21 protein-coding genes and 1 riboswitch are annotated in these 23,125 nt (G+C 68.5%); of the genes, 10 read left to right on the top strand and 11 right to left on the bottom strand.

From position 1 onward, the window contains the following. Positions 1–2: 2 nt before the first annotated feature. The 3 genes from LC066_RS16440 (at position 3) to LC066_RS16430 (ending at position 2,530) form a co-directional block, all read left to right on the top strand. Positions 3–935 (top strand): alpha/beta fold hydrolase, encoded by a 933-nt coding sequence (locus LC066_RS16440; RefSeq protein ID WP_224901222.1) that lies wholly within the window; start codon positions 3–5, stop codon positions 933–935. Positions 936–938: 3 nt separating this feature from the next. After that, entirely contained in the window at positions 939–2,150 is a 1,212-nt protein-coding gene (locus tag LC066_RS16435) for an NAD(P)/FAD-dependent oxidoreductase (protein ID WP_224901219.1), read from the top strand. Positions 2,151–2,323: 173 nt separating this feature from the next. Further along, positions 2,324–2,530: a cold-shock protein gene (locus LC066_RS16430; protein WP_222480104.1), complete on the top strand. Its 207-nt coding sequence runs from the start codon at positions 2,324–2,326 to the stop codon at positions 2,528–2,530. A 130-nt stretch (positions 2,531–2,660) separates the two neighbouring features. Here LC066_RS16430 and LC066_RS16425 read toward each other — a convergent pair whose 3' ends face one another. Further along, a complete protein-coding gene (locus tag LC066_RS16425) occupies positions 2,661–3,308 on the bottom strand; it encodes an arylesterase (protein WP_412103252.1) in 648 nt (215 codons plus the stop codon). A gap of 97 nt (positions 3,309–3,405) precedes the next feature. Between LC066_RS16425 and LC066_RS16420 the strand changes: the two genes are divergently transcribed. Both LC066_RS16420 and LC066_RS16415 read left to right on the top strand, forming a co-directional pair. Next, positions 3,406–4,098: an ABC transporter ATP-binding protein gene (locus LC066_RS16420; protein WP_224901216.1), complete on the top strand. Its 693-nt coding sequence runs from the start codon at positions 3,406–3,408 to the stop codon at positions 4,096–4,098. Next, positions 4,095–6,620, top strand: coding sequence for an ABC transporter permease (locus LC066_RS16415; RefSeq protein ID WP_224901212.1), 2,526 nt, complete (start codon positions 4,095–4,097; stop codon positions 6,618–6,620). The genes LC066_RS16420 and LC066_RS16415 overlap by 4 nt, the downstream gene beginning before the upstream one ends. A 157-nt stretch (positions 6,621–6,777) precedes the next feature. Here LC066_RS16415 and gcvP read toward each other — a convergent pair whose 3' ends face one another. From gcvP to LC066_RS16395, 4 genes are all read right to left on the bottom strand, one after another. Beyond that, entirely contained in the window at positions 6,778–9,627 is a 2,850-nt protein-coding gene (gene gcvP, locus LC066_RS16410) for an aminomethyl-transferring glycine dehydrogenase (protein WP_224901209.1), read from the bottom strand. 156 nt (positions 9,628–9,783) lie between these two features. After that, positions 9,784–10,143 carry a glycine cleavage system protein GcvH gene (gcvH, locus tag LC066_RS16405; RefSeq protein ID WP_224901206.1) on the bottom strand — a complete coding sequence of 120 codons (360 nt, stop codon included), beginning with the start codon at positions 10,141–10,143 and terminating at the stop codon, positions 9,784–9,786. 66 nt (positions 10,144–10,209) lie between these two features. Continuing rightward, positions 10,210–11,340: a glycine cleavage system aminomethyltransferase GcvT gene (gene gcvT / locus LC066_RS16400; protein ID WP_412103251.1), complete on the bottom strand. Its 1,131-nt coding sequence runs from the start codon at positions 11,338–11,340 to the stop codon at positions 10,210–10,212. Positions 11,341–11,478: 138 nt separating this feature from the next. Continuing rightward, a riboswitch (glycine riboswitch) is annotated at positions 11,479–11,568 on the bottom strand. 81 nt (positions 11,569–11,649) lie between these two features. Continuing rightward, complete coding sequence (locus LC066_RS16395; protein WP_085889466.1) at positions 11,650–12,096, bottom strand: RrF2 family transcriptional regulator; 447 nt, start codon at positions 12,094–12,096, stop codon at positions 11,650–11,652. 150 nt (positions 12,097–12,246) lie between these two features. Between LC066_RS16395 and LC066_RS16390 the strand changes: the two genes are divergently transcribed. Further along, the gene (locus LC066_RS16390; RefSeq protein ID WP_224901203.1) at positions 12,247–12,825 is read left to right on the top strand and encodes a gamma-glutamylcyclotransferase family protein; all 579 of its coding nucleotides are present in this window, start codon (positions 12,247–12,249) and stop codon (positions 12,823–12,825) included. Positions 12,826–12,858: 33 nt separating this feature from the next. On the opposite strand, the gene LC066_RS16385 is transcribed toward LC066_RS16390, so the two are convergent. Both LC066_RS16385 and guaD read right to left on the bottom strand, forming a co-directional pair. Beyond that, positions 12,859–13,302 carry an ion channel gene (locus LC066_RS16385; RefSeq protein WP_224901199.1) on the bottom strand — a complete coding sequence of 148 codons (444 nt, stop codon included), beginning with the start codon at positions 13,300–13,302 and terminating at the stop codon, positions 12,859–12,861. Positions 13,303–13,417: 115 nt separating this feature from the next. Further along, on the bottom strand, positions 13,418–14,710 hold the full coding sequence (guaD, locus tag LC066_RS16380; RefSeq protein ID WP_224901196.1) for a guanine deaminase: 1,293 nt from the start codon (positions 14,708–14,710) through the stop codon (positions 13,418–13,420). A gap of 154 nt (positions 14,711–14,864) precedes the next feature. On the opposite strand from guaD, the gene mgtE reads away from it, so the two are divergent. From mgtE to gltX, 3 genes are all read left to right on the top strand, one after another. Then, positions 14,865–16,271, top strand: a complete 1,407-nt coding sequence (gene mgtE, locus LC066_RS16375) for a magnesium transporter (protein ID WP_224901192.1) — start codon at positions 14,865–14,867, stop codon at positions 16,269–16,271. Continuing rightward, complete coding sequence (locus LC066_RS16370; RefSeq protein WP_224901190.1) at positions 16,268–16,852, top strand: 5-formyltetrahydrofolate cyclo-ligase; 585 nt, start codon at positions 16,268–16,270, stop codon at positions 16,850–16,852. The genes mgtE and LC066_RS16370 overlap by 4 nt, the downstream gene beginning before the upstream one ends. Positions 16,853–17,089: 237 nt before the next feature. Then, positions 17,090–18,418 carry a glutamate--tRNA ligase gene (gene gltX, locus LC066_RS16365; RefSeq protein WP_222480078.1) on the top strand — a complete coding sequence of 443 codons (1,329 nt, stop codon included), beginning with the start codon at positions 17,090–17,092 and terminating at the stop codon, positions 18,416–18,418. Between the two features lie 57 nt (positions 18,419–18,475). Here the strand turns inward: gltX and LC066_RS16360 are convergent, their stop codons facing one another. From LC066_RS16360 to LC066_RS16345, 4 genes are all read right to left on the bottom strand, one after another. Further along, positions 18,476–19,012 (bottom strand): CAP domain-containing protein, encoded by a 537-nt coding sequence (locus LC066_RS16360; protein ID WP_224901187.1) that lies wholly within the window; start codon positions 19,010–19,012, stop codon positions 18,476–18,478. Next, positions 19,009–20,349 carry an 8-oxoguanine deaminase gene (locus LC066_RS16355; RefSeq protein ID WP_224901184.1) on the bottom strand — a complete coding sequence of 447 codons (1,341 nt, stop codon included), beginning with the start codon at positions 20,347–20,349 and terminating at the stop codon, positions 19,009–19,011. Before LC066_RS16355 ends, LC066_RS16360 begins: the two co-directional genes overlap by 4 nt. A 6-nt stretch (positions 20,350–20,355) precedes the next feature. Beyond that, entirely contained in the window at positions 20,356–21,159 is an 804-nt protein-coding gene (hisN, locus tag LC066_RS16350) for a histidinol-phosphatase (protein WP_224901181.1), read from the bottom strand. Positions 21,160–21,425: 266 nt separating this feature from the next. Continuing rightward, on the bottom strand, positions 21,426–21,806 hold the full coding sequence (locus LC066_RS16345; protein WP_222480071.1) for a helix-turn-helix domain-containing protein: 381 nt from the start codon (positions 21,804–21,806) through the stop codon (positions 21,426–21,428). A 326-nt stretch (positions 21,807–22,132) separates the two neighbouring features. On the opposite strand from LC066_RS16345, the gene LC066_RS16340 reads away from it, so the two are divergent. Further along, on the top strand, positions 22,133–23,089 hold the full coding sequence (locus tag LC066_RS16340) for an NADPH:quinone oxidoreductase family protein (protein ID WP_224901177.1): 957 nt from the start codon (positions 22,133–22,135) through the stop codon (positions 23,087–23,089). The last annotated feature ends 36 nt before the right edge of the window (positions 23,090–23,125 follow it).

Genomic DNA, 23,125 nt, shown 5'->3' with positions numbered 1-23,125 from the left:
CCATGCGCCTGTCCGGCCTGACGGCCCTCTCGGCACTGATCCACCTGGCCCGCCGGCTGCCCCTGCTGCTGGCGGTTCTGGGAATGGTGGCCTGCGCGCCCCTGCCCGGACCGGACCGGGCGGGCACCTTCCCGCTGCTGCAGGACGGCAACGCGCGGCCCGGCGTCAAACGCGCCATCGTGGCGATCCCTGGTGCCTTCGCCTCCGCCAACATCTTCGCCCCCGTTCTCAACTGGCAGGTGCCCAACAGCACCGTCATCGTCTACCGTTTCCCGGACATGGACGGGCTGCCGCTGGACCACCGGGTGCAGATCGACGGCTCGGCCCAGCTGATCGCCGACTATGTCAACGACCTCGGCGCGCAGGAGGTCTACCTGCTGGGCTATTCCACTGGAGGTCCCATCGCGATCGAAACTGCACAGCGGATCGAGGCTCCGGAGGTCTCGCTTGCCCTGATCTCCACCGCCGGACCGGCGCCCGCAGGCATCCTGTCATCCATGCGATCGGGCGTCGAGGTGCTGCGTGCCATGCTGCGCACGGGGTCCCTGCGCCCGCGCGACGCCTGGACGGAGAACTATCGCACGCTTCTCTACGGCGACGAGGGGCTCAACGATCCGGCCCGCGCCCGCGACAGCGCCGCCCGCGCCGAGGCTCAGCGCGAGAATATGTCGACCCCCTCGCTGCGACGCACCCTCGCCCATACCCTCAGCCTGATGTTCTGGACCCTGGACCGGCCCGGCGTGCTGTCAGATGCCCGTGTTCGCCTCTTTCATGGCGACGCGGACACGGTTTTCACCCCCGCCATGGCCCGCCGATTGGCGTCCCGCCTTCCAGCGGATCAGATTACCTACTATCAGGGACAGGGCCACCTGCTCTTCGTCACGTCGCGGCGGCTCTTCGACGACATCCACAGCTTCTTCTTCGACGAGGACTGAGCCTTGACCGATCCCGCCCCTTCCGCCGCCCCCGACACCTTCGATGTGATCGTTCTGGGCGCCGGGCCGGCAGGGGCGGCGGCGGCCATGACCGCCTGCCGGCAGGGCCTGTCGGTGGCGCTGGTCGACAAGGCGCGCTTCCCCCGGACGAAGCTCTGCGGCGGTGGCGTGACCGGCCGCTCTGCCCGGTATTTCGAGGAGATCTTCGGCGCCCCCCTGCCCGAGGCCCTGGTCGACACCAAGACCTCGGTTGAGTTCCACGCCGAGGGGCGCTCCCTGGGCACGCTGCCGCAGATCCCACCGATGCACCTGACCATGCGATGGGATTTCGATGCCGACCTCGTGGCGCGCGCACTGGCCGCCGGGGCGACCGACCTGACCGGATGCCGCGTCTCCGAGATCGACATCACTGCTCCGGCGCTGACACTCTCCGACGGGCGGCGCCTGTCGGCCCGTGTCCTGATCGGGGCCGACGGGGTCAACTCGCCCGTGGCGCGCGCGCTCTTCGGGCGGGCCCATGATCCCGCGCGCATCGGCTTCGGGCTGGAGGTCGAGGCCCCTGCGCCGCCCGGCAATGCCGACCGCCCCCTGCGCATCGACTTCGGGGCCGCCCAGTGGGGCTATGGCTGGGATTTCCCGAAAACCGGCAGTTCGACCATCGGGATCGGCGGGGTGCTGTCGCGCAACGAGGACATGAAGGGGGCCATGGCCGCCTACCTCGATCTGCTGGGCCAGGACCCGACGCAGCCGGTGAAAGGGCACCACCTGCCCTTCGGCGATTTCCACAGGCACCCCGGACGTGGCTCGGTGCTGCTGGCCGGCGATGCGGCCGGGCTGGTCGATCCGATCACCGGCGAGGGGATCGCCTATGCGCTAAAAAGCGGGCAACTGGCGGCACAGGCCGCCGCGCAGGCACTGGCCGAGGATGCGCCCGCGACGGCCCTTCGCCGCTACCGCGCCACCCTGCGCCCGATCCACCGCGCGATCCGCCAGGCCCGGGCCATTCGCCTGCTGCTCTTCGCGCCGGTGTTCCGCCCGGCCTTCCTCGCGGCCTTCCGCCGCTCCGGGCACCTGCGCCATCTCTACATGCGGCTGCTGGCGGGGGAGATCGAATATCCCGACATGGCCCGCGCCACGTTGCGGCGCCTGCCCGCTTTCCTGGCCGGGGCCCTGCGGCGCGGCGGAACAACGCCACCCACTGCGCGAGACGCTTGATTTATCGTCAGAATCGGCGAACAGTTTTCGGGCAACGGACCAGCGATGACAGAGTGCCCTCCGGGCTTCCGTCCGCCGCCGCGCACCGGGCCGCTCTGCCGCATGTCGCGGGCAGGAATGTCGGCGCATCCCCCCAAACGGGCAGGACCGCCGAACCAGGGTGGATCAGACAGATGAAAACCGGAATCGTGAAGTGGTACAATGAAACCAAGGGCTACGGGTTCATCGCACCCGAAGGCGGCGCGAAGGACATCTTCGTGCATATCACGGCCCTGCAAAGCTCGGGCCTGCCCGGGCTGTCGGACAACCAGCGGGTCCATTTCGACCTGAAGGAAGGCCGCGACGGCCGCCTGTCGGCGATCAACGTCTCGGTGGACTGATCCGGTCGGAGCGCCCGGCGTCCTCCGGGGCGGGGGCGCTACCCCCTTGAGCCTGCGGCTCAATTCCCCCGGGATATTATCGGCAAAGAGAAGAACGGGCGCCGGTGACGGGGCCCTGCTTTGCGTGTGGTCAGCGATCGACCCGCGCCAGCAGGTCCTCGACCTGCGGGCCAAGCGCCTCGACGATCCGCGCCACGCCCTCGGCATTGGGATGGATCCCGTCGGCCTGCAGGAAGGCGCGGGCGGCAGCCGGGTCGGGCGCCTCCGGATCGCCCATCAGGGGCGCGAGGAAGCTGGGCACGTAGACCGCATCATGGGCCTCCGCCAGCTCCGGATAGAGGTTGTCGAAGGCCTGTTGATAGGCGGCGCCGTAGTTGCCCGGCGCCTGCATCCCCACCAGCATCACCGGCAGATCGCGGGCGGCGATCTCCGCCAGGATGCCATTGAGGTTGGCGCGGGTGTCCGCCGGGTCGAGACCGCGCAGCAGGTCGTTGCCGCCCAGGGTCACCATCACCGCGTCCACCTCGGGTGTCAGGGACCAGGCGATGCGCGACAGCCCGCCCGCGGTCGTGTCGCCCGAGACGCCGCCGTTGATCACCGTCACATCCTGCCCCCGCTCGCGCAGCCAGCCCTCCAGCTGGGGCACCAGCCCCTCGCCCTGGGGCAGACCGTAGCCCTGGGTCAGGCTGTCGCCGAAGGCCAGCAGTTGCAGCGACTCGTCCTGCGCCATCGCCGCGCCCGGCAGCACCCAAAGCCCTGCCAGTAAAGAAAATGTCACGAATGCGCCGGGTCTCTTGCCCCGTGCCCCCCTGCGCCCATATCCAAGTAGACGCGCCGCGAGGTGCCGCCCCCGAGCAAGACAGGACACCCCCGCCATGACCCATCCGGACCCCGTGATTGAACTGTCGGGCGCCGCCCTCTCGCTGGCGGGCAACGCCGGCCCGGTCGAGATCCTGCATGGCATCGACCTGACGGTCGCGCGCGGGGAAACGCTGGGGCTCATCGGGCCATCGGGGTCGGGCAAATCGTCTCTCCTCATGCTCATGGGCGGGCTGGAACGCGCCAGCGCCGGCACCGTCCGGGTGCTGGGGCAGGACCTGACCGGCCTGTCCGAAGATGCGCTGGCCCGGGTCCGCAGGGATCATATGGGGGTGGTCTTCCAAAGCTTCCACCTGATCCCGACGATGACGGCGCTGGAAAATGTCGCGACGCCGCTGGAACTGGCCGGCCACGCCGATGCGTTTGAGCGCGCGGCGGAAGAGCTGGCCCAGGTCGGCCTGGCGCAGCGCGCCGATCACTACCCCAGCCAGATGTCGGGTGGCGAGCAGCAGCGCGTGGCCCTAGCCCGTGCCGCCGCGCCCCGGCCCGAGATCCTGCTGGCGGATGAACCCACCGGCAACCTGGACGAGGCCAACGGCGGCGCCATCATGGACATGCTCTTCGGCCTGCGCGACCGCCATGGGGCGACGCTGGTCATGGTGACCCATGCCCCCGATCTGGCGACGCGCTGTGACCGGGTGGTGCCGCTCCGGGACGGGCGCATCGCCCTGCAGGATACCCCGGCATGAGCGACCTGACCCGTGCCGCCCGCCTGGCCGCCCGCGAGCTGCGCGGCGGCCTCGCTGGTTTCCGCATCCTCATCGCCTGTCTCGCCCTCGGGGTCGCGGCCATCGCCGCCGTGGGCTCCGTCCGCCAGGCCATCGAAAGCGGTCTGGCCGAACAGGGGGCCGAGATGCTGGGCGGCGACGCCGAGGTTTCCCTGACCTATCGTTTCGCCGACGCCGACGAACGCGCCTGGCTGGCCGACCGTTCCACGGCGCTGTCCGAGATCGCCGACTTCCGCTCCATGGCGACCACGCCCGGCGCGGAGGGCGCCCGCGCCCTGTCGCAGGTGAAAGCCGTGGATGACGCCTATCCGCTGGTCGGAGAGGTCGCGCTGGATCCCGCCATGCCGCTAGCGGAGGCGCTGGCAGGCGACGGGGATCGCCCCGGCGTGGTCATGGCGCCGGCGCTGATTGCGCGCCTCGACATTGTCCCGGGGGAGGCGGTGGAGATCGGCGGCGTGGCCTTCACCCTGATGGCCGCACTGACCGAGGAACCCGACTCCAATGCCTCGGGCTTCACACTCGGGCCGCGCAGCCTGGTGGCCCGGTCCGCGCTGGAGGGCAGCGCCCTGCTTGCCCCCGGCACGCTCTTCGACTCGCGCCTGCGCCTGGTCTTGCCGCCCGAGACGAACCTCGATGCGATGCAGGCCGCGGTGGCCGAACGTTTCGCCACCAGCGGCGCGCGCTGGCGCGACGCGCGCAACGGCGCGCCCGGCATCTCCTCCTTCGTGGAACGGCTGTCGGCCTTCCTCGTCCTCGTCGGGCTGGCCGGGCTGGCCGTGGGGGGCGTGGGGGTCTCGGCGGCCGTGCGCGCCTACTTGGCGGGCAAGATCCGCATCATCGCCACGCTGAAGACACTGGGGGCGACGCGGCGGGTGATCTTCCTGACCTATTTCCTGCAGATCGGGGCCCTCGCGGCGCTTGGCATCCTGCTGGGCCTGATCCTGGGCGGCGCCCTGCCGCTGCTGATGGCCCCGACACTGGGAGAGATGCTGCCCATTCCGGCCGACTTCGGCCTCTACCCCGGCCCGCTGGCCGAGGCCGCGCTCTACGGCGCGCTGACCGCGCTGATCTTCACCCTCTGGCCGCTGGCCCGGCTGGATGAGGTGCGCGTGGCGCAGCTCTTCCGTGATCCCTCCGGCGGGCGCGGCTGGCCCCGGCCCCGTTTCCTGGTCCTGCTCGCCGTGCTGCTTGCGGCGCTGGTCGCCAGCGCCGCCTGGCTCTCGGGCGCGGTGGAACTGACCCTCTGGACCTTCGCCGGCATCGCGGTGGCGCTGGTCCTGCTGGCCGGCGCCGCCGCAGCCCTGCGGCGCGCGGCCCGCCCCCTGGCCCGTGCCGCGCGCGGCCGCCCGGCGCTTCGATGGGCCGCCGCCGCCATCGCCGGGCCGGGAACAGAGGCCTTGCCCGTTGTGCTGTCTCTGGGCCTCGGCCTGTCGGTGCTGGCCTCGGTGGGGCAAATCGACGGCAACCTGCGCGCCGCCATCGCCGAGGAATTGCCCACCCGCGCCCCCTCCTTCTTCGCCGTGGACATCCAGCCGCAGCAGCTCGACGCCTTCCTGGACCGGGTGACGAATGATCCGGCCGTCAGCCGCGTTGATCGCGCCCCGATGCTGCGCGGCGTCATCACCCAGATCAACGGCCAGCCCGCGACGGAGGTGGCCGGCGAGCATTGGGTGCTGAACGGCGACCGCGGCGTCAGCTATGCCGATGCCCTGCCGGAAAACACCACCGTGACGGCGGGTGAGTGGTGGGGCGAAGGCTATGACGGACCGCCGCAGGTCTCCGTCTCCGCCGAGGAGGCCGAGGAGATGGGCCTGAGCCTGGGCGATCGATTGACCGTCAATGTGCTGGGCCGCGACATCGAGGCCGAGATCACCTCCTTTCGCGCGGTGGATTTCTCGACCGCCGGGATGGGCTTCATCCTGGTGATGAACCAGTCGGCCCTGGCGGGCGCGCCGCACAGCTGGATCGCCACGATCTATGCCGAGCCACAGGCCGAGGCGGCGATTCTGCGCGACCTGGGGCGCGATTTTCCCAATGTGACGGTGATCTCGGTGCGCGACGCCATCGCGCTGGTGACCGACCTGATGGGCTCCATCGCCGCCGCGACCTCCTGGGGGGCCGGCGCCACGCTGGTGACGGGGTTCCTGGTGCTGATCGGCGCGGCCCTGTCGGGGGAACGGGCGCGGCGCTACGAGTCGGCGCTGCTGAAGACGCTCGGCGCATCACGCGCGCGCATCCTCGCCAGCTTCGCCCTGCGCGCGGCGCTTTTGGGTGCGGGCGCGGGCCTGGTGGCGCTGCTGACCGGTCTCCTGGGCGCCTGGGCGATCAGCCACTTCGTGCTAGAGACGTCTTTCCGGGTGATCTGGCCCAATGCCCTGGCGGTGGTGCTGGGCGGGCTGGCTCTGAACCTCGCCGCAGGACTTCTCTTCGCCTGGCGGCCGCTCTCGGCCCGCCCCGCGCAGGTGCTGCGGGCGCGGGACTAGGCGGGGGCTTTGCCCCCGGCCCTTGCGAGCCTCCCCCCAGAGTATTTTCAGCTTTCGGATGAAATGAAGTGGCTCTTTATTTCATCCGACAGCCAGAAATACTCCGGGGGAGTCTCCGACGGAGACGGGGGCAGAGCCCCCAGCCCCGGCGGCCCTCCTACTCTGCCGCCTCGGCATAGTCCGACATGGGCGGGCAGGTGCAGGTCAGGTTCCGATCGCCCCAGGCGTTGTCCACGCGGTTGACCGGCGGCCAATACTTGTCCACCCGGAAAGCGCCGGGGGGGAAGCAGCCCTGCTCGCGGCCATAGGCGCGGTCCCAGTCGGCGGCAACCAGATCCTCGACCGTGTGCGGGGCGAACTTCAGCGGGCTGGCGTCGGGCGCCACCGCGCCAGACTCGATCTCCGTGATCTCGGCGCGGATCGCCAGCATGGCGTCGCAGAAGCGGTCCAGCTCGGCCCGGGTCTCGCTTTCGGTGGGTTCCACCATCAGCGTGCCGGGGATCGGGAAGGACATGGTGGGCGCGTGGAAGCCGCAGTCGACCAGCCGTTTCGCGATGTCATCCACGGTCACGCCCGCGCTTTTCTCGAAGGGGCGGGTGTCGAGGATGCATTCATGCGCCACCTGGCCGCGCGGGCCCTTGTAAAGCACCTCATAGGCGCCTTTCAGACGCGCCGCGATGTAGTTGGCGTTGAGGATCGCGACCTTGGTGGCCTGGGTCAGCCCGTCGCCGCCCATCAGCAGGCAATAGGCCCAGGAGATCGGCAGGATCGAGGGCGAGCCATAGGGGGCCGCCGAGACCGCCCCGCTGCCGCCGGTCGCCACATGGCCCGGCAGATGGTCGACCAGATGCGCCGCCACCCCGATGGGGCCCATGCCGGGGCCGCCGCCGCCGTGGGGAATGCAGAAGGTCTTGTGCAGGTTCAGGTGGCTGACATCACCGCCCAGATCGCCGGGCCGCGACAGGCCCACCATGGCGTTCATGTTGGCGCCGTCGATATAGACTTGGCCGCCATTTTCATGGGTGATCTTGCAGACCTCGCGCACCGTCTCCTCGAAAACCCCATGGGTGGAGGGATAGGTGATCATGCAGGCCGCCAGATCGGCGGCGTATTTCTGCGCCTTCTCCAGGAAGTCGCCCAGGTCGATGTCGCCATTGTCGCGCGATTTCACCGGCACGACCTTCCAGCCGGCCATATGGGCCGAGGCCGGGTTGGTGCCATGGGCCGAGGTAGGGATCAGGCAGATGTTGCGATGCCCCTCGCCGCGCGCCGCGTGATAGCGGCGGATGGTCAGCAGCCCCGCATATTCCCCCTGCGCGCCCGAGTTGGGCTGCATGGAGAAGCCCGCGTAGCCGGTAATGTCACACAGCTTGGCCGATAGATCCTCGAAGAGTTGCGCATAGCCGCCCGCCTGCTCCTTCGGCGCGAAGGGGTGCAGGGCGCTGAACTCGGGCCAGGAGATCGGCTCCATCTCCACCGCCGCGTTCAGTTTCATCGTGCAGGAGCCCAGCGGGATCATCGCCCGGTCCAGCGCCAGGTCGCGGTCGGCGAGACGGCGCATGTAGCGGGTCATCTCGGTCTCAGCGCGGTTCATGTGGAAGATCGGGTGATCGAGATAGCTGCTCTCGCGCACGAAGCCGTCGGGAATGCGGTACTCATAGGGCTCCACCGCGTCCGTCCGCTCGATCCCGAAGGCCCGCCAGACGGCCTCGATCGTGGCTGGGCGGGTGCATTCGTCCAGCGCGATGCCGACCTTCGTGTCCCCTACGGCGCGCAGGTTCAGCCCCTCGTCCCGGGCCGATTTCAGCACGGCGGATTGCAACGCGCCGACCTCCACGTGGATCGTGTCGAAGAAGGCCTTGGGGCCCACCTCGAATCCGGCCGCCTCGAACCCTTTCGCCAGGCGCACCGCCTTGCGGTGGATGCGCTGCGCGATGCCCTTCAGCCCCTGCGGCCCGTGGAAGACGGCGTACATCGAGGCCATCACGGCCAGCAGCGCCTGGGCGGTGCAGACGTTCGACGTGGCCTTCTCGCGCCGGATATGCTGTTCGCGCGTCTGCAGGGCCAGCCGGTAGGCGCGGTTGCCGCGGCTGTCGATCGACACGCCGACGATCCGGCCGGGCATCGAGCGTTTGTAGGCATCGCGACAGGCCATATAGGCGGCATGCGGGCCGCCATAGCCCAAGGGCACGCCGAAGCGCTGCGTGCTGCCCACGGCGATGTCCGCGCCCATGGCCCCCGGTTCCTTCAGCAGGCACAGCGCCATGATGTCGGCGATGACGATGCCCACGGCCTTTGCCTCGTGCAGCGCCTCCATCTGCGGGGTGAAGTCAGTCAGCCCACCATGGGTGCCGGGATACTGGAAGACGGCGCCGAAGACGCGGGAAGCGTCCAGATCCTCCGGAGCGCCGACGATGATCTCGATCCCCAGCGGTTCGGCGCGGGTGCGGATCACGTCGATGTTCTGGGGATGGCAGTTCTCGTCCACGAAGAAGGCCCCGGCCTTTGACTTGGCTACCCGCTGCGCCATGGTCATGGCCTCGGCCGCCGCCGTCGCCTCGTCCAGCAGGGAGGCATTGGCGATGTCGAGCCCGGTCAGGTCGCTGACCATGGTCTGGTAGTTCAGCAGCGCCTCCAGCCGGCCCTGGCTGATCTCGGGCTGATAAGGGGTGTAGGCGGTGTACCAGGCCGGGTTTTCCAGGATGTTGCGCTTGATCGCCGGGGGCGTGATCGTGTCGGCATAGCCCTGCCCGATCAGCGAGGTGAAGACCTGGTTCTTCGCCGACACCCCGCGCAGGAACTTCAGCAGATCCGCCTCCGACAGGGCCGGGCCGAAGTCCAGCGGATCGTCCTGGCGGATGCCCGTCGGCACGGTTTCGTCGATCAGCGCATCCAGGCTGTCGGCGCCGATCACCTGCAGCATCTCCGCCATCTCGTCCGGCGAGGGGCCGATGTGACGGCGGTTGGCGAAGTCATAGGGGCGGTAGTCGGTGGGCGTGAAGGGCATCTGGGGCTCCTTTGCGGCAGGGGGCATCCTGTCGACAGGATGCAAAAACAGGGCCGGTGCCCGGAGCGGGCATCGGAGGCGGCACCCCGGAGAACCGGGGCCGTTGCGGGGCGGTGGGACCCGGTCCTGGCCGGGCCCGGGTTGATCAGGTCAGGATCAGCCGACGTACTTCATGTAGGCGGCTTCACTCATGTATTCGTCCATCTGCTCGGGCTCGGCCGGCTTGATCTTGAAGAACCAGGCGTCGCCGGTCGGATCCTCGTTCACCTTGCCCGGATCCTCGACCAGCGCCTCGTTGACCTCGATGATCTCGCCGTCGATGGGCGCCAGGATGTCGGAGGCGGCCTTCACGCTTTCGATCACCACCACCTCGTCATCCTTGTTCACCTGGGTGCCCACCTCGGGCAGCTCGATGAAAACGATGTCGCCCAGCTGTTCGGCGGCATGTTCGGTGATGCCCACGACGACCAGCTCGTCTTCGGGGCGCAGCCATTCGTGTTCTTCGGTGAATTTCATGTCCATGGTCTCCCTGGTTTGTCTCGGGCCGGGCGGCTTTGGCGCTCCGGTATGTCGGGTTGTGGGTCAGCGTTTGAAATTGGCGGGCAGGAAGGGCAGCGAGGCGACACTGACGGGCAGCATCTTGCCCCGCAGGGCGCCCTCGACCGCGGTGCCGGGCGTGGCCAGCGCGGCGGGCAGGTAGCCCATGGCGACGGGGCCGGCAACCGAGGGGCCGAAGGCGCCGGAGGTGATCCGGCCAACCTCTGCCCCCTCATGGTGCAGCGTCACGCCCTCGCGCATGGGCGCGCGGCCCTCGGGGCGCAGTCCGACCCGCAAGCGGGCCGGACCGCGGTCCAGCTCGGCCAGGATGCGCTCGGCCCCGGGGAAGCCGCCGGCGCGGTCGCCCCCGGCGCGGCGCGCCTTCTGGATCGACCATTGCAGTGCGGCCTCGACGGGGCTGGTGGTCTCGTCGATGTCATGGCCGTAAAGGCACAGACCTGCCTCCAGCCGCAGGCTGTCGCGGGCGCCCAGCCCGATGGGCAGCACGCTGTCGTCAGCCAGCAGCGCCCGCGCCACGGATTCGGCGGCCTCGTTGGGGATGGAGATTTCGAACCCATCCTCGCCGGTGTAGCCAGAGCGTGAGATCCAGCACTCGGCCCCTTCCAGCGTGACGTAGCCCACGTCCATGAAACGCATCTCGGCCACCTCAGGCGCCAGACGCGCCAGCGCCGCCTCGGCACCCGGGCCCTGCAGGGCCAGCAGGCAGCGGTCGGTGATCTCCTCGACCTCGATGCCGGGCAGATTGGCGCGCATATGGGCAATGTCGGTGGCCTTGCAGGCGGCGTTGACGACGACGAACAGGTGATCGCCGCGATTGGCGAACATCAGGTCATCGAGGATCCCGCCCGCATCATTGGTCAGCAGGCCATAGCGCTGGCGGCCTTCCTTCAGGCCCAGCACGGCGGCGGGCGTCAGGCTCTCGAAGGCCAGGGCAAGGGTCTCGGCATCGGCGCCGCGCAGAATCACCTGGCCCATGTGGCTGACATCGAAGAGGCCGGCGGCGGCGCGGGTGTGCTGATGCTCCTTCATCACGCCGGCGGCATATTGCACCGGCATGGCATAGCCCGCGAAGGGCACCATCTTGCCGCCCAACTCGGCGTGCAGCCCGGCCAGCGGCAGGTCGATCATTTCATCGGCAGGTGCATCCTGGCCCATTGGTCACTCCCTCAATTCCCGGGCCAATGCGCCGGGCATCATCCGCGCGGCCACGCCACGCCTTGATGCCCCCTCTGTTCTTTTGCCTGAGATCGCTATCCCTTCGGCGGACCCGTCCCGGGCCTCTCTCCAGAGTCTGTCTGTCGGGCGGTCCTGAAGCCTGAGAGTTTCCGGGGCGGTTGCTCCTTCGGCACCGGCCTTGCGGCCAGTTCTCCCGTTCCGACAGGTCCCGGATACCGTCAAAGCCGCGCGTCGCGCAAGCCTCTTCAAGCGTCGCATTCCGCCGGATCGCCAAAAGGGCCGAAAAAGTCAGGCCGGGCAGGCGACGGGGCTCAGAAGTTCGGCAAGGCCGGGATTGTCGCAGACCAGCTCATCCAGAGTAACCCCGTCCAGCGAGGTGTAGAAGGCCTGGGTGGCCTGGTCGATCGCCTCGCGCAGGCGGCAGACATCGACCAGCGGGCAGGTATTGGCCTGGTCGGCGAAACACTCGGCGATCGGCACGGCCGATTCCACGGCGCGGAACACGTCGCCCACGCGGATCTTGTCCGCCGGATGGCCCAGGGTCATGCCGCCGTTGCGCCCTCGTTGCGTCATCAGGAAGCCCAGCTGACCCAGCCGGTTGATGACCTGCGCCAGGTGGTTTTCCGAGATGTTGCAGGCTTCGGCGATCTCGGCCTTGGTGACCAGCCGCCCCTTGTTCACCGCGCAATACATCAGTACGCGCATGGAGATGTTGGTTCGTTTCGTCAGCCGCATGTCATGCCCTCTCGCCTGGCTCCCCGGGGGGCGCTCCCCTCGCGTGCGTCTTCACGACACATTCGGGCCAGCATGGCACGCAATGCGTCAGCGACACCTTTGACCACTCCGCCGCAAGATGTATTTGACCTGCATCAAAGGAGGCAGAAATTGACCCAGGACCCGCATTTCTTCGGCTATGGCAGCCTCGTGAACCGCGCCACGCATGTCTACGGCGGCGCCCGTCCGGCCACTGCGCGCGGCTGGCGGCGCCTGTGGCGCCATTCCGGGGATCACGAGGTGGCAATCCTGACGGCCATCCCCAGCCCGGGCAGCGAGATCGAGGGGCTGATCGCGGCGGTGCCCGGCGGCGACTGGGCGGCGCTGGACGCCCGCGAGGCGGCCTATGACCGGCTGATCGCCACGCCCGACATCACCCCGCCGGATGCGCCCGCGGCGGCGCCGGAGATCGCCATCTACTCGATCCCCGCCGACAAGCATCCCGCCGCCCCCGCGCCACGCGCGATCCTGCTGTCCTACCTCGACGTCGTGGTGCAGGGCTACAGGGCCGAGTTTGGCGAGGCCGGCGTGGCGCGCTTCTTCGACACCACCGACGGCTGGGACGCGACGCCCATCCTCGATGACCGCGCCACGCCGCGCTATCCCCGCGCGCAGCAGCTGACGGCGGAGGAGACGGAGCTGGTCGATCACCACCTGGCGCGACTGCAGGTGGCGCGCCTTTCGGACTAGGCGGGGCGTGCACGGCCCCCTCCGTCCTCCGCGTCAGAGCGGCGAGGCCATCTGGTTGCGCCGCACGTAGCGGATCACCTCCAGCACGATGGCCGAGATCATGCCGATGTTGAGGAAACCGTTCACCGCCGTCATGCCGCCCAGGATTCGCCAGTCGTTCGGCGCCAGCAGGTCGCCGAAGCCCAGGGTGGTGAAGCTTTCCAGCGCGAAGTAGAGCGATTCCTCCAACCCTTCGAAGACCCCCAGCCAGAGGAAGGCCAGCGCCCAGATCCAGACGCTGATGGTGATCATCGCCAGCGCGCCGATCACCGTGCCGACCAGCACCAGCGCCAGCTTTGGCCGGTGCGGCGGGCGCATCAGCCAGCGGTGCATACGTGCCACCAGCGCCTCCAGCGTGACGAAGATCACGGCCGAGACGAGAACCGATATGATGACCAGGACCGAACCGATCCAGATCTGGTGAAACAGCGAGGCCATGGGCGTCGCGACCCTCCTCCACAGGTGTCGTCGGACGGTCTTGCCACGAAACCATGGCCTGCGCCAAGCGCGAGACAGGCCGGCGCGACGATCCCGCGCGCCCGGGCCGGGTCGGTCAGAACGCCGCGCGCCCGCCGATCCACACCGCCTGCACCGCCCGGTCATCCCCCATCATGATGGTGGGGAAGACGGCCTCCCAGATGTCCCCGGCCTGGGCTTCACGCTGTGCAATGGCCGGTGTCGAGGCGAGATCCAGAACGACCACGTCGGCCTCCGACCCCGGGGCCAGGGTGCCGATGCGATCGGCCATGCCCAGGGCGCCGGCCGACCCGGCGGTCGCCAGCCACAGCAGTTGCGCCGGATGCAGCGGATTGTGCCGCAGCTGGCCCACCTCGTAGGCCGCGGCCATGGTGCGCAGCATCGAGAAGTCGGACCCGCCGCCGGTATCCGTGGCCAGGCCCACCCGGATTTTGGTCTGGGTGATCCCCTTCATGTCGAACAGGCCCGAGCCGATGAAGGTGTTGGAGGTCGGGCAATGCACCACCGCCGCGCCCATCTCGTCCAGCCGGGCGATCTCACGCGGTTCCAGGTGGATCGAATGGCCGTAGAGACCGTTGCTGCCCAGCAGGCCGAACGCCTCGTAGGTATCGAGGTAATCGCGGGCCTCGGGGTAGAGGCCCTGCACCCAGGCGATCTCGTCGGTCTGCTCGCTCAGGTGGGTCTGCATCAGCACCTCGGGGTGCTCGGCCCAGAGCGCGCCCAGGGCCTCCAGCTGCTCCGGCGTCGAGGTGGGCGAGAAACGCGGTGTGATGGCATAGCCGATCCGCCCCTGGCCATGCCATTTCTCCAGCAGGGCCTTCGACTGATCATAGGCCGTCTGCGGCGTGTCGCGCAGCCCCTCGGGAGCGTTGCGATCCATGCAGGTCTTGCCCGCGACGACCCGCTGGCCGCGCTTGCCGGCCTCGGCAAAGAAGGCCTCCACGCTTTCGGGATGGATGGTGCAGAAACTGACCATCGAGGTGGTGCCATGGGCCGTTGTCAGGTCGAGGTAGCGCGCCGCGATCTCGGCGGCATAGTCGAGGCTGGCGAACTTCATCTCCTCGGGGAAGGTATAGGTGTTCAGCCAGTCGATCAGCCGCTTGCCCCAGCTGGCAATCATCGCCGTCTGCGGAAAGTGCACGTGGGCGTCGACGAAACCGGGCAGGATCAGGCCCTTGCCATAGTCCACCACCCGCGCGTCGGGGTGATCGGCCTTCAGCGCGTCGGCGGTGCCGCGGGCGAGGATCTGGCCCCCCTCGATCAGCAGCCCGCCATGCTCTTCGTAGGACACGCAGTCGGCCCAGGGTGCCTTGAAGGGATCCGCGGTGAAATCCATCACCCGCCCCGTCATAAGAACTTTTTCACCCATCGCACCCATCCTGGTCCCGTCCCTGCCAATTGGCCGCCAACGCGACGACCGCCGCCCAGATTATCCTCTGCTAAGGGGCGGGTAAACGTGCCTCGCCCATTGTTTCCGCGCCCCGGCGTCCGATATGGTCGAGGCAAAGCAAAGAGGGCGGCGCATGACCGAGATCGAGCAGGAAATCGACCCCGAAACCGCCCCCGAGGCCGGCACGGAAGAGCAGGAGAGCTATACGCTCGACCGGCGCAATGTCGCGGCGATTCTCTATGCCGTGGACACCGGCGACCGCGCGCAGTTGCTGGAGCTGATGGAGCCGCTGCACGCGGCGGACATCGCCGACCTTCTGGAACAGGTCAACGCCTACGACAGGCGCCGGCTGGTGCTGCTTTATGATCGCGATTTCGACGGCGACATCCTGTCGGAACTGGACGAGGGCATCCGCGAGGAGGTCATCCAGCTCCTGACGCCGGACGTGCTGAAGGAAGCCGTCCGCGATCTGGATTCCGATGACGTGGTCGACCTGGTCGAATACCTGGAGGAACCGCAGCAGGAAGCGATCCTGGGCGCCCTGGAGGACAGCGACCGGCACGCGGTCGAACAGGCGCTGAACTACCCCGAGGAATCCGCCGGCCGCCTGATGCAGCGCGAGGTCGTGGCGGTGCCCGAGTTCTGGACTGTCGGCCAGACCATCGACATGATGCGCGAACGCGAGGACCTGCCGGAACAGTTCTACCACGTCATCCTGCTGGACCCGAAGATCCGCCCCGTGGGCCATGTGACCCTGGGCAAGCTGATGGCCTCACCCCGCCGCACCCGCCTGCAGGAAATCACCGAACCGGCGTTCCGCACCATCCCGGCGATGCAGGACGAGGGCGAGGTGGCCTATGCCTTCAACCAGTACCACATCATCTCCGCCCCGGTGGTGGACGAGGAAGAGCGACTGGTGGGCGTGATCACCATCGACGACGCGATGATCGTGCTGGACGAGGAACACGAGGAAGACATCATGCGCCTGGCCGGTGTCGGCGAAGGCAGCCTGAACGACCGTGTGTCGGAAACGGTGAAACAGCGCCTGCCCTGGCTGGCGGTGAACCTGGCCACGGCGGTGATCGCCTCGCTGGTGATCTCGCTCTTCGAGGATACGATCGCGCAGTTTGTCGCCCTGGCGGTACTGATGCCCATCGTGGCCTCCATGGGCGGCAACGCCGGCACCCAGGCCCTGACCGTCGCGGTGCGCGCCATCGCCACCAAGGACTTGACCGGCTCCAACGTCTGGCGGGTCCTGCGACGGGAGATCATGGTGGGCCTGTTCAACGGCCTGGCCTTCGCGGTGATCATGGGCATCGTCGGACTCGTCTGGTTCGGCAGTCTGGCCCTTGGCGGGGTGATCGCGGCGGCGATGGTGATCAACCTGGTGGTCGCGGGTCTGGCGGGCATCGCGGTGCCGGTCATCCTCGACAAGTTCCGGATCGACCCCGCCCTGGCCTCGGGCACCTTCGTGACCACGGTGACGGACGTCGTGGGCTTCTTCGCCTTCCTCGGCCTCGCCGGGATGGTCCTGCTATGAGAGACGACAAGATGACTGCAGATGCGCTGACCGAAGCCAAGACCGCCGCCCGCAAGGCGGCCTTCGCCCGCCGCAAGCAGGCGCATGACACCGCCGGGCCGGGACGCGCGGGGCTGCTGTCCTCGGTGCTGGCGGGCTACCGCGGGGTGCCGCTGGCGGGTTACTGGCCGATCCGCACCGAGATTTCCCCGATCCCGGCCATGGAAGAGGCCGCCGCCCACGGCCCCGTCGGCCTGCCGGTGATCGAGGATCACGGCCTGCCCCTGCGCTTTTCCCGCTGGGAACCGGGCTGTGCCATGCGCGATGGCCTCTTCGGCGCCGCGGTGCCAGCGGTGGACGACTGGATCACGCCCGAAATCCTGATCATGCCGCTGGTGGCCTTCGACCGCGCAGGCACGCGCCTGGGCTACGGCGGCGGTTTCTACGACCGGACGCTGGAAGGGCTGCGTGCGCACCGCCCCACGCTGGCCATCGGCTTTGCCTATGCCGCGCAGGAGGCCGAGAGCCTGCCGCGCGAGGACACCGACCAGCCGCTGGACATGATCGTGACCGAGAAGGAAGTCCTCAGCTTCATCCGCTGACCCCGGCCCGACCGAGGGAGGGGGCGCTGCCCCCCGCCTCCGGTCCGGAGGCGCCCCCCGGAGTATTTTCAGCCATCGTATGGGAAAAGGCGGGTCCCCCCGATCCGGGCGCGACGCCCCTGCCCATACCCTGGCCGGAAATACTCCCGCCGGAGGCCTCGCCCGGCACGGGCGATCCCTTCGTTTTCTGGACAATCGGCGCGGCGCATGCTTAGAGGCGGCCAACAGGAGTTCGCCATGACCACCACCCGTTTTGCCCCCTCGCCGACCGGCTATATCCACGTCGGCAACCTGCGCACCGCGCTGTTCAACTTCCTGATCGCCCGCAAGGCCGGCGGGACGTTCATCCTGCGCATCGACGACACCGACCAGGAACGCTCGAAGCAGGAATATATCGACGGGATCATGGAAGACCTGGAATGGCTCGGCCTGACCTGGGATCGCGTGGAATACCAGTCCAAGCGGATGGATCGTTACCTGGACGCCGCCGACCGGCTGCGCGACATGGGCCGCTTCTACGAGGCCTTCGAAACGCCGACCGAGCTGGACCTGAAGCGCAAGAAGCAGCTGAACATGGGCAAGCCGCCGGTCTACGACCGCGCCGCGCTGGACCTGTCGGACGACGAGAAGGCCAAGCTGCGCGAGGAGCGCGGCCCCGGCGTCTGGCGGTTCAAGCTGGACCAGGAGCGGATCACCTGGGAGGACGGCATCCTGGGCGAGATTTCCATCGACGCGGCTTCCGTCTCGGACCCGGTGCTGATCCGGGCCGACGGGCAGATGCTCTATACCCTCGCCTCGGTCGTCGATGACACCGAGATGGGCGTGACCCACGTCGTGCGCGGCAGCGACCACGTGACCAACACCGCCACCCAGATCCAGATCATCGAGGCGCTTGGCGGCAGCGTGCCGACCTTCGCCCACCACTCGCTGCTGACCGGCCCGCAGGGCGAGGCTCTATCGAAGCGTCTGGGCGTGCTGTCCATCCGCGACCTGCGCGCCCAAGGGGTCGAACCGATGGCCCTGCTGTCACTGATGGCCCGCCTGGGCTCCTCCCAGCCGGTCGAGGTCGCGGGCTCGGTCGAGGAGCTGGCGGAGGGCTTCGACCTGGACACCTTCGGCTCGGCGCCGACGAAATTCGACGAGAAGGACCTCTTCCCGCTGACCGCCCACATCCTGCAGCAGCGTCCGCTGGCGGACGTGGCTGACGAGGTCGCGGCCCTTGGCGTGCCCGCCGACCGGGCCGAACTGTTCTGGACCGTGGTGCGCGACAATATCACCACGCTGCACGACCTGCCGGCCTGGTGGACGATGTTCCGCGACGGCGCCGACCCGCTGATCGACCCCGAGGACGAGGATTTCATCGCCGAGGCCATGACCCTGCTGCCCGAGGGCCCGCATGACGAAACCACCTGGGGCGAGTGGACCAAGGCCGTGAAGGAGGCGACGGGCCGCAAGGGCCGTGGCCTCTTCATGCCGCTGCGCAAGGCCGTGACCGGCATGTCACACGGGCCGGACATGTCCAAGGTTTTGCCGCTGATGCAGGTGATCCGCGCCAAGAAGGGCTGAGGCCCGCCGGGTCGCGCCAGTGGCGCGGCCCCACCCCTCACCTGAGCCTGCGGCAGCTCAGCAGGGTTTGACGAAGACCGCCACCCAGATCTCGCCGTTTCGCGCCGTGCCGACCAGGGTGTAGTCCCCCAGCAGGTTGCGGCGGTGGCCCGGGCTGACAGACCAGCCGGTCACGGCCATATCGGCGCTGGACTGGCCGCGGGCCAGGTTCTCGGCCACGCGGCACCAGGCCATGCCCTCGCGGCTGACCCGTTCCCCCACAGTGCTGCCATCGGATCCGACGTGGCTCAGTTCCCCCAGGCCGCGCAGGTCGCGGGCATGGCGTTCCGCCGCCAGGCGCGCCTGCGGATCGGGCTCCAGGGGCGCGCGGCCACGGGCGCTGCGAAAGGCGTTGATCGCTGCCAGAAGATCGCCCTGTTCGCGGGTCACCACCGGGGCGGGCAGGCTGGCGGGCACGGCGACCGCCGCACCTACAGGCGCGCTCTGCTGAGCCGCCTGCCGGGCCGTTCCGCCCTGGCAGGCCATCAGCGCCAGACAGGCCAGCAGGGCCAGGCGCGCGCGCGGGCGCAGGGGCAGAGACCGGACACCACTCATGCCATCAGCCCTTCGGCCAGCTGACGCTGCCGCGCGACCAGCGCCGGCAGATCCAGATGCGGCATCTGCCGGTCGCGCACCACCTGCCGACCCTCGACCAGCAGGTGTTTCACCCGCATCGGCCCAGCCAGCAGCAAGGCGGCGGGATCCCAGCTTCCGGCACTGTCGATACCCGAGACATCCCAGATGGCGATATCGGCGCGCTTGCCATGGGCCAGGCGCCCGCAATCGGGCCGGCCCAGCACATCGGCACCACCGCGGGTGGCAATCTCCAGCGCCTCACGGGCGCTCATGGCGTCAGCCCCTTGGCTGACCCGCTGCAACAACATCGCCTGCCGCGCCTCGGCCACCAGGTTCGACCCGTCGTTGCTGGCCGATCCGTCGACGCCCAGCCCGACCTTCACGCCCGCATCGCGCATGCCGCGCACCGGCGCGATGCCCGACCCCAGCCGGCAGTTGGAACAGGGGCAATGGGCGACGCCCGTGCCCGTGCGGGCAAAAAGCGCCACCTCGCTGTCGTCCAGTTTCACGCAATGGGCATGCCAGACATCGTCCCCGGTCCAGCCCAGATCCTCGGCGTACTGCCCGGGGCGGCAGCCGAAGTTGGCCTCGGAATAGGCGATGTCCTCGGCATTTTCGGCCAGGTGGGTGTGCAGCATCACCCGCTTGTCCCGCGCCAGCAGGGCCGCATCGCGCATCAGCTCGCGCGAGACGGAGAAGGGCGAACAGGGGGCGATGCCCACGCGCAGCATGGAGCCTTCGCGCGGGTCGTGGAAGGTGTCGATGACGCGAATGCAATCGTCGAGGATCGCCGCCTCGTCCTCCACCAGGCTGTCCGGCGGCAGGCCGCCCTGGCTGACGCCGATGGACATGGCACCGCGCGTGGGGTGAAAGCGCAGGCCGACCTCCGCCGCCGCCTCGATGGTGTCATCCAGCCGCGACCCGTTGGGAAAGAGGTACAGGTGATCCGAGGTCAGCGAACAGCCCGACAGGGCCAGTTCCGCCAGTCCGATCATCGCGGAGGAGCGCATTTCGGCAGGGCCGAAGCGTTCCCAGATCGGGTAGAGCGTCTGGAGCCAGCCGAAGAGCAGCGCATCCTGTGCCGCCGGCACCGCCCGCGTCAGCGTCTGAAACAGGTGATGATGGGTGTTCACCAGACCGGGCGTCACCACGCAGCCGGTGGCGTCGATCACCTCCGCCTCGGGTTGGCTGAGCTTGGGGCCGATGGCGCGGATCTTGCCGCCGGAGACGAGAATGTCGGCGCCGAAAAGCTCGGTCCGGTGATCATCCATCGTCAGGATATGTTCCGCGTTGCGGATCAGGTAGCTGCGCTCCATGCGGCTTTATTCCGGGAAAGCCGCGAGAATGTCCAGCGCCGCGCGGTGGATGGCCGGGTTCGCCGCCGCCAGAACGCGCCCGCCCTGAAGGGCCGGACCGCCGCGCCAGTCGGTAACTATGCCGCCCGCCGCCTCGATCACGCCCAAAGGCCCCTGGATATCGTAGGAATTCAGCCCGGCCTCGATCACCAGATCGACCTGGCCGGCCGCCAGCAGGGCGTAGGCATAGCAATCCATGCCATAGCGGGTCAGCTTCACCTGTTCGGCCACGGAGCGGAAGGCCTCGGCCTCGGTCGGGCTGCCAACCTCGGGGAAGGTGGTGAAGAGGATCGCGCCTGCAAGACCGCCCGGCGTCTCTTCGCGGGCCGCGAGAGGGCGGTCTCCCTGCGGGCCGGTCATCCGGGCCTCTCCGAAGCCCCCCCAGAAGCGTTCGCCGGTGTAGGGCTGGTCGACCATGCCCATCAGGACCCGGTCGCCGTCGGTGAGGCCGATCAGCACGCCCCAGGTCGGCGTGCCGCTGACGAAGCCGCGGGTGCCGTCGATCGGATCCAGCACCCAGGTCAGGCCGCTCTCGCCCGCCTGGGCGCCATACTCCTCGCCCAGGACCGCATCCTGCGGACGCCGGTCCGCCAGCACCGCGCGCATGGCACGTTCCGCGGCACGGTCGGCCTCGGTCACCGGGTCGTAGCCCCCGGCCAGCTTGTTGTCCTCGGAAAGGGTCTGGCTGCGGAAATGCGGCAGGATCGCCGCACGGGCGGCCTCCGCCATCTCGTGCGCCGTCGCCAGGATCTCGGTTCCATCCGGCTGCATCGTCTCGCCTCCCCTACGTCACGTGGACGCGAGAGCTAGCCCGAGACGGCTCCCGTGACAAGAGTCACGGGCCACTGCACGAACCGCATTTTCTGAAGTCTTGTGTCCTGCCGGGGTCCCGCCCGGCCGATCACTGTCCCCATGTCGATCGTCGGATCCGCCACCCCGGATCCTGATCGCCCCTGTCGGCCCGCAACGGGCCAAGGTCATTTTTACGCTGCGAATCTAACCTGCGTCCCCAGGTCAGATCACGCCTGGTCACCCTTTCAGGCGACGTCACTCAGCACGCGGGCCAGTTCGAACAGGCGGCGGCGCTGGTTCTCGGGAATCGCGTAGTAGGACCGGATCAGGTCCAGCGCTTCCTTGTCGCCCATCACATCGGCCGGCACGGCGGTCGGTGCGACTGCGGCTTCGCCCTCTGCGACCTCACCTTCGATGCCTTCGAAGAAGAAGCTGACGGGAACATCCAGCGCGTCGGCGATATCCCAAAGCCGGGAGGCGCTGACGCGGTTCGCGCCGGTTTCGTATTTCTGGATCTGCTGAAACTTGATGCCAACGCGTTCGGCAAGCTGCTGCTGGGTCATCCCGACCAGCCAGCGGCGATGCCGGATCCGTTTTCCCACGTGCACATCGACCGGATGAGTCATTCGCGGCTCCTGTCATACCCGGCCCCGCCCCTCGCGAAGTACGAGAGCCGCCAAGCCGAGCTTTGGTTTTCGTTTTTGACACGCCGCACATCCCTACAGCGTGAGAGGATCGTAACAGTTTTCAACTTTTACGCAACTTGTCTCCACCCGAAAGAGCAGACTGACGCAATAGTTAACGCAATTTCCGGATGTGCATCAAGCGCCCTGCTTTCCTAAACTTGCAGGATCTGCCGCATTGCAGCAAGAATTGGAACCTGGAGGAACGGGGAGGTGATCGTTTCTAAGCAAACTATCCTCCCGAAATCAAACGACAATAGGAGAGGCACATGCGCGCGTGGCGGTGTCGGGGGGCAGACAGTCAACCCCAGTTGGAACATTTGGACGCAGACCGACCTGGCCCGGGGGAAATGCTGGTGGAGGTCCGCGCCTGCGGTTTGAACTTCGCCGATTTACTCATGATCCGGGGCCAATACCAGGAAACGCCGACTCACCCATTTACGCTCGGCATGGAAATTTCGGGCCTCGTCCACGCCGTTGGCGACGGTGTTGAGGTTGCAACCGGCACGCGAGTCGCGGCCTTCCCCGGGCAGGGAGGTCTCGCCGATTACGCCATCGTATCGGCAGATCGCGCCGTAACCCTGCCCGAGGGGATGGGGTACGATTCGGCGGCCGCCCTGCAAATCGCCTACGGCACCTCCCACCTGGCCCTCGACCACCGCGCGCGTCTACGTCCCGGCGAGACGCTTCTGGTGCTGGGCGCCACCGGCGGGGTCGGCCTGACGGCGGTGGAACTCGGCAAGTTGATGGGTGCCCGGGTCATCGCCGTGGCGCGCGGCGCCGAGAAGGAGGATATCGCGCGCAATGCCGGCGCCGACATCTACCTGGACAGCGAAACGGCCGACCTGCGCGCCGAGGTGAAGGCGCTTGGCGGGGCTGACGTGGTCTATGACCCAGTGGGCGGCGCCCTGGGCGAGGCGGCGTTCCGCGCCTGCAACCCGGAGGCGCGCTATCTGCTGATCGGCTTCGCTTCGGGCAGCACGCCCGCGATCAAGCCCAACCACATGCTGGTGAAGAACATCGACCTGATCGGGTTCTACTGGGGCGCCTATTTCAAATTCCGCCCCGAGGTGCTGACCCGGTCGCTGGCCACGCTGCTGGACTGGCATGCCCAGGGCCGCATCCACCCCCACATCAGCCACCGCCTACCGCTAGAACAGGCGATGGAGGGGCTGTACCTGCTGCGCGACCGCGCCGCCTCGGGCAAGGTCATTATCCAGCCCTGAGCCAGGACGGGCGGCAGGGGTGCCCTTCACGGGCCT

This window comes from Pseudooceanicola marinus (genome assembly GCF_020177265.1).
Lineage (GTDB): Bacteria > Pseudomonadota > Alphaproteobacteria > Rhodobacterales > Rhodobacteraceae > Pseudooceanicola > Pseudooceanicola marinus_A.
The sequence above is the reverse complement of the archived record's forward strand: the minus strand, read 5'-3'. Positions and strand labels throughout refer to the sequence as shown.

Bases quoted from the DNA above. Each gene is read 5' to 3' on its own strand.
- LC066_RS16440 (WP_224901222.1), top strand. From the start codon at position 3: ATGCGCCTGTCCGGCCTGACGGCCCTCTCGGCACTGATCCACCTGGCC.
- LC066_RS16430 (WP_222480104.1), top strand. From the start codon at position 2,324: ATGAAAACCGGAATCGTGAAGTGGTACAATGAAACCAAGGGCTACGGG.
- LC066_RS16420 (WP_224901216.1), top strand. From the start codon at position 3,406: ATGACCCATCCGGACCCCGTGATTGAACTGTCGGGCGCCGCCCTCTCG.
- LC066_RS16415 (WP_224901212.1), top strand. From the start codon at position 4,095: ATGAGCGACCTGACCCGTGCCGCCCGCCTGGCCGCCCGCGAGCTGCGC.
- gcvP (WP_224901209.1), bottom strand. From the start codon at position 9,627: ATGCCCTTCACGCCCACCGACTACCGCCCCTATGACTTCGCCAACCGC.
- gcvH (WP_224901206.1), bottom strand. From the start codon at position 10,143: ATGAAATTCACCGAAGAACACGAATGGCTGCGCCCCGAAGACGAGCTG.
- gcvT (WP_412103251.1), bottom strand. From the start codon at position 11,340: ATGGGCCAGGATGCACCTGCCGATGAAATGATCGACCTGCCGCTGGCC.
- LC066_RS16395 (WP_085889466.1), bottom strand. From the start codon at position 12,096: ATGCGGCTGACGAAACGAACCAACATCTCCATGCGCGTACTGATGTAT.
- LC066_RS16385 (WP_224901199.1), bottom strand. From the start codon at position 13,302: ATGGCCTCGCTGTTTCACCAGATCTGGATCGGTTCGGTCCTGGTCATC.
- guaD (WP_224901196.1), bottom strand. From the start codon at position 14,710: ATGGGTGAAAAAGTTCTTATGACGGGGCGGGTGATGGATTTCACCGCG.
- mgtE (WP_224901192.1), top strand. From the start codon at position 14,865: ATGACCGAGATCGAGCAGGAAATCGACCCCGAAACCGCCCCCGAGGCC.
- LC066_RS16370 (WP_224901190.1), top strand. From the start codon at position 16,268: ATGAGAGACGACAAGATGACTGCAGATGCGCTGACCGAAGCCAAGACC.
- gltX (WP_222480078.1), top strand. From the start codon at position 17,090: ATGACCACCACCCGTTTTGCCCCCTCGCCGACCGGCTATATCCACGTC.
- LC066_RS16360 (WP_224901187.1), bottom strand. From the start codon at position 19,012: ATGAGTGGTGTCCGGTCTCTGCCCCTGCGCCCGCGCGCGCGCCTGGCC.
- LC066_RS16355 (WP_224901184.1), bottom strand. From the start codon at position 20,349: ATGGAGCGCAGCTACCTGATCCGCAACGCGGAACATATCCTGACGATG.
- hisN (WP_224901181.1), bottom strand. From the start codon at position 21,159: ATGCAGCCGGATGGAACCGAGATCCTGGCGACGGCGCACGAGATGGCG.
- LC066_RS16345 (WP_222480071.1), bottom strand. From the start codon at position 21,806: ATGACTCATCCGGTCGATGTGCACGTGGGAAAACGGATCCGGCATCGC.
- LC066_RS16340 (WP_224901177.1), top strand. From the start codon at position 22,133: ATGCGCGCGTGGCGGTGTCGGGGGGCAGACAGTCAACCCCAGTTGGAA.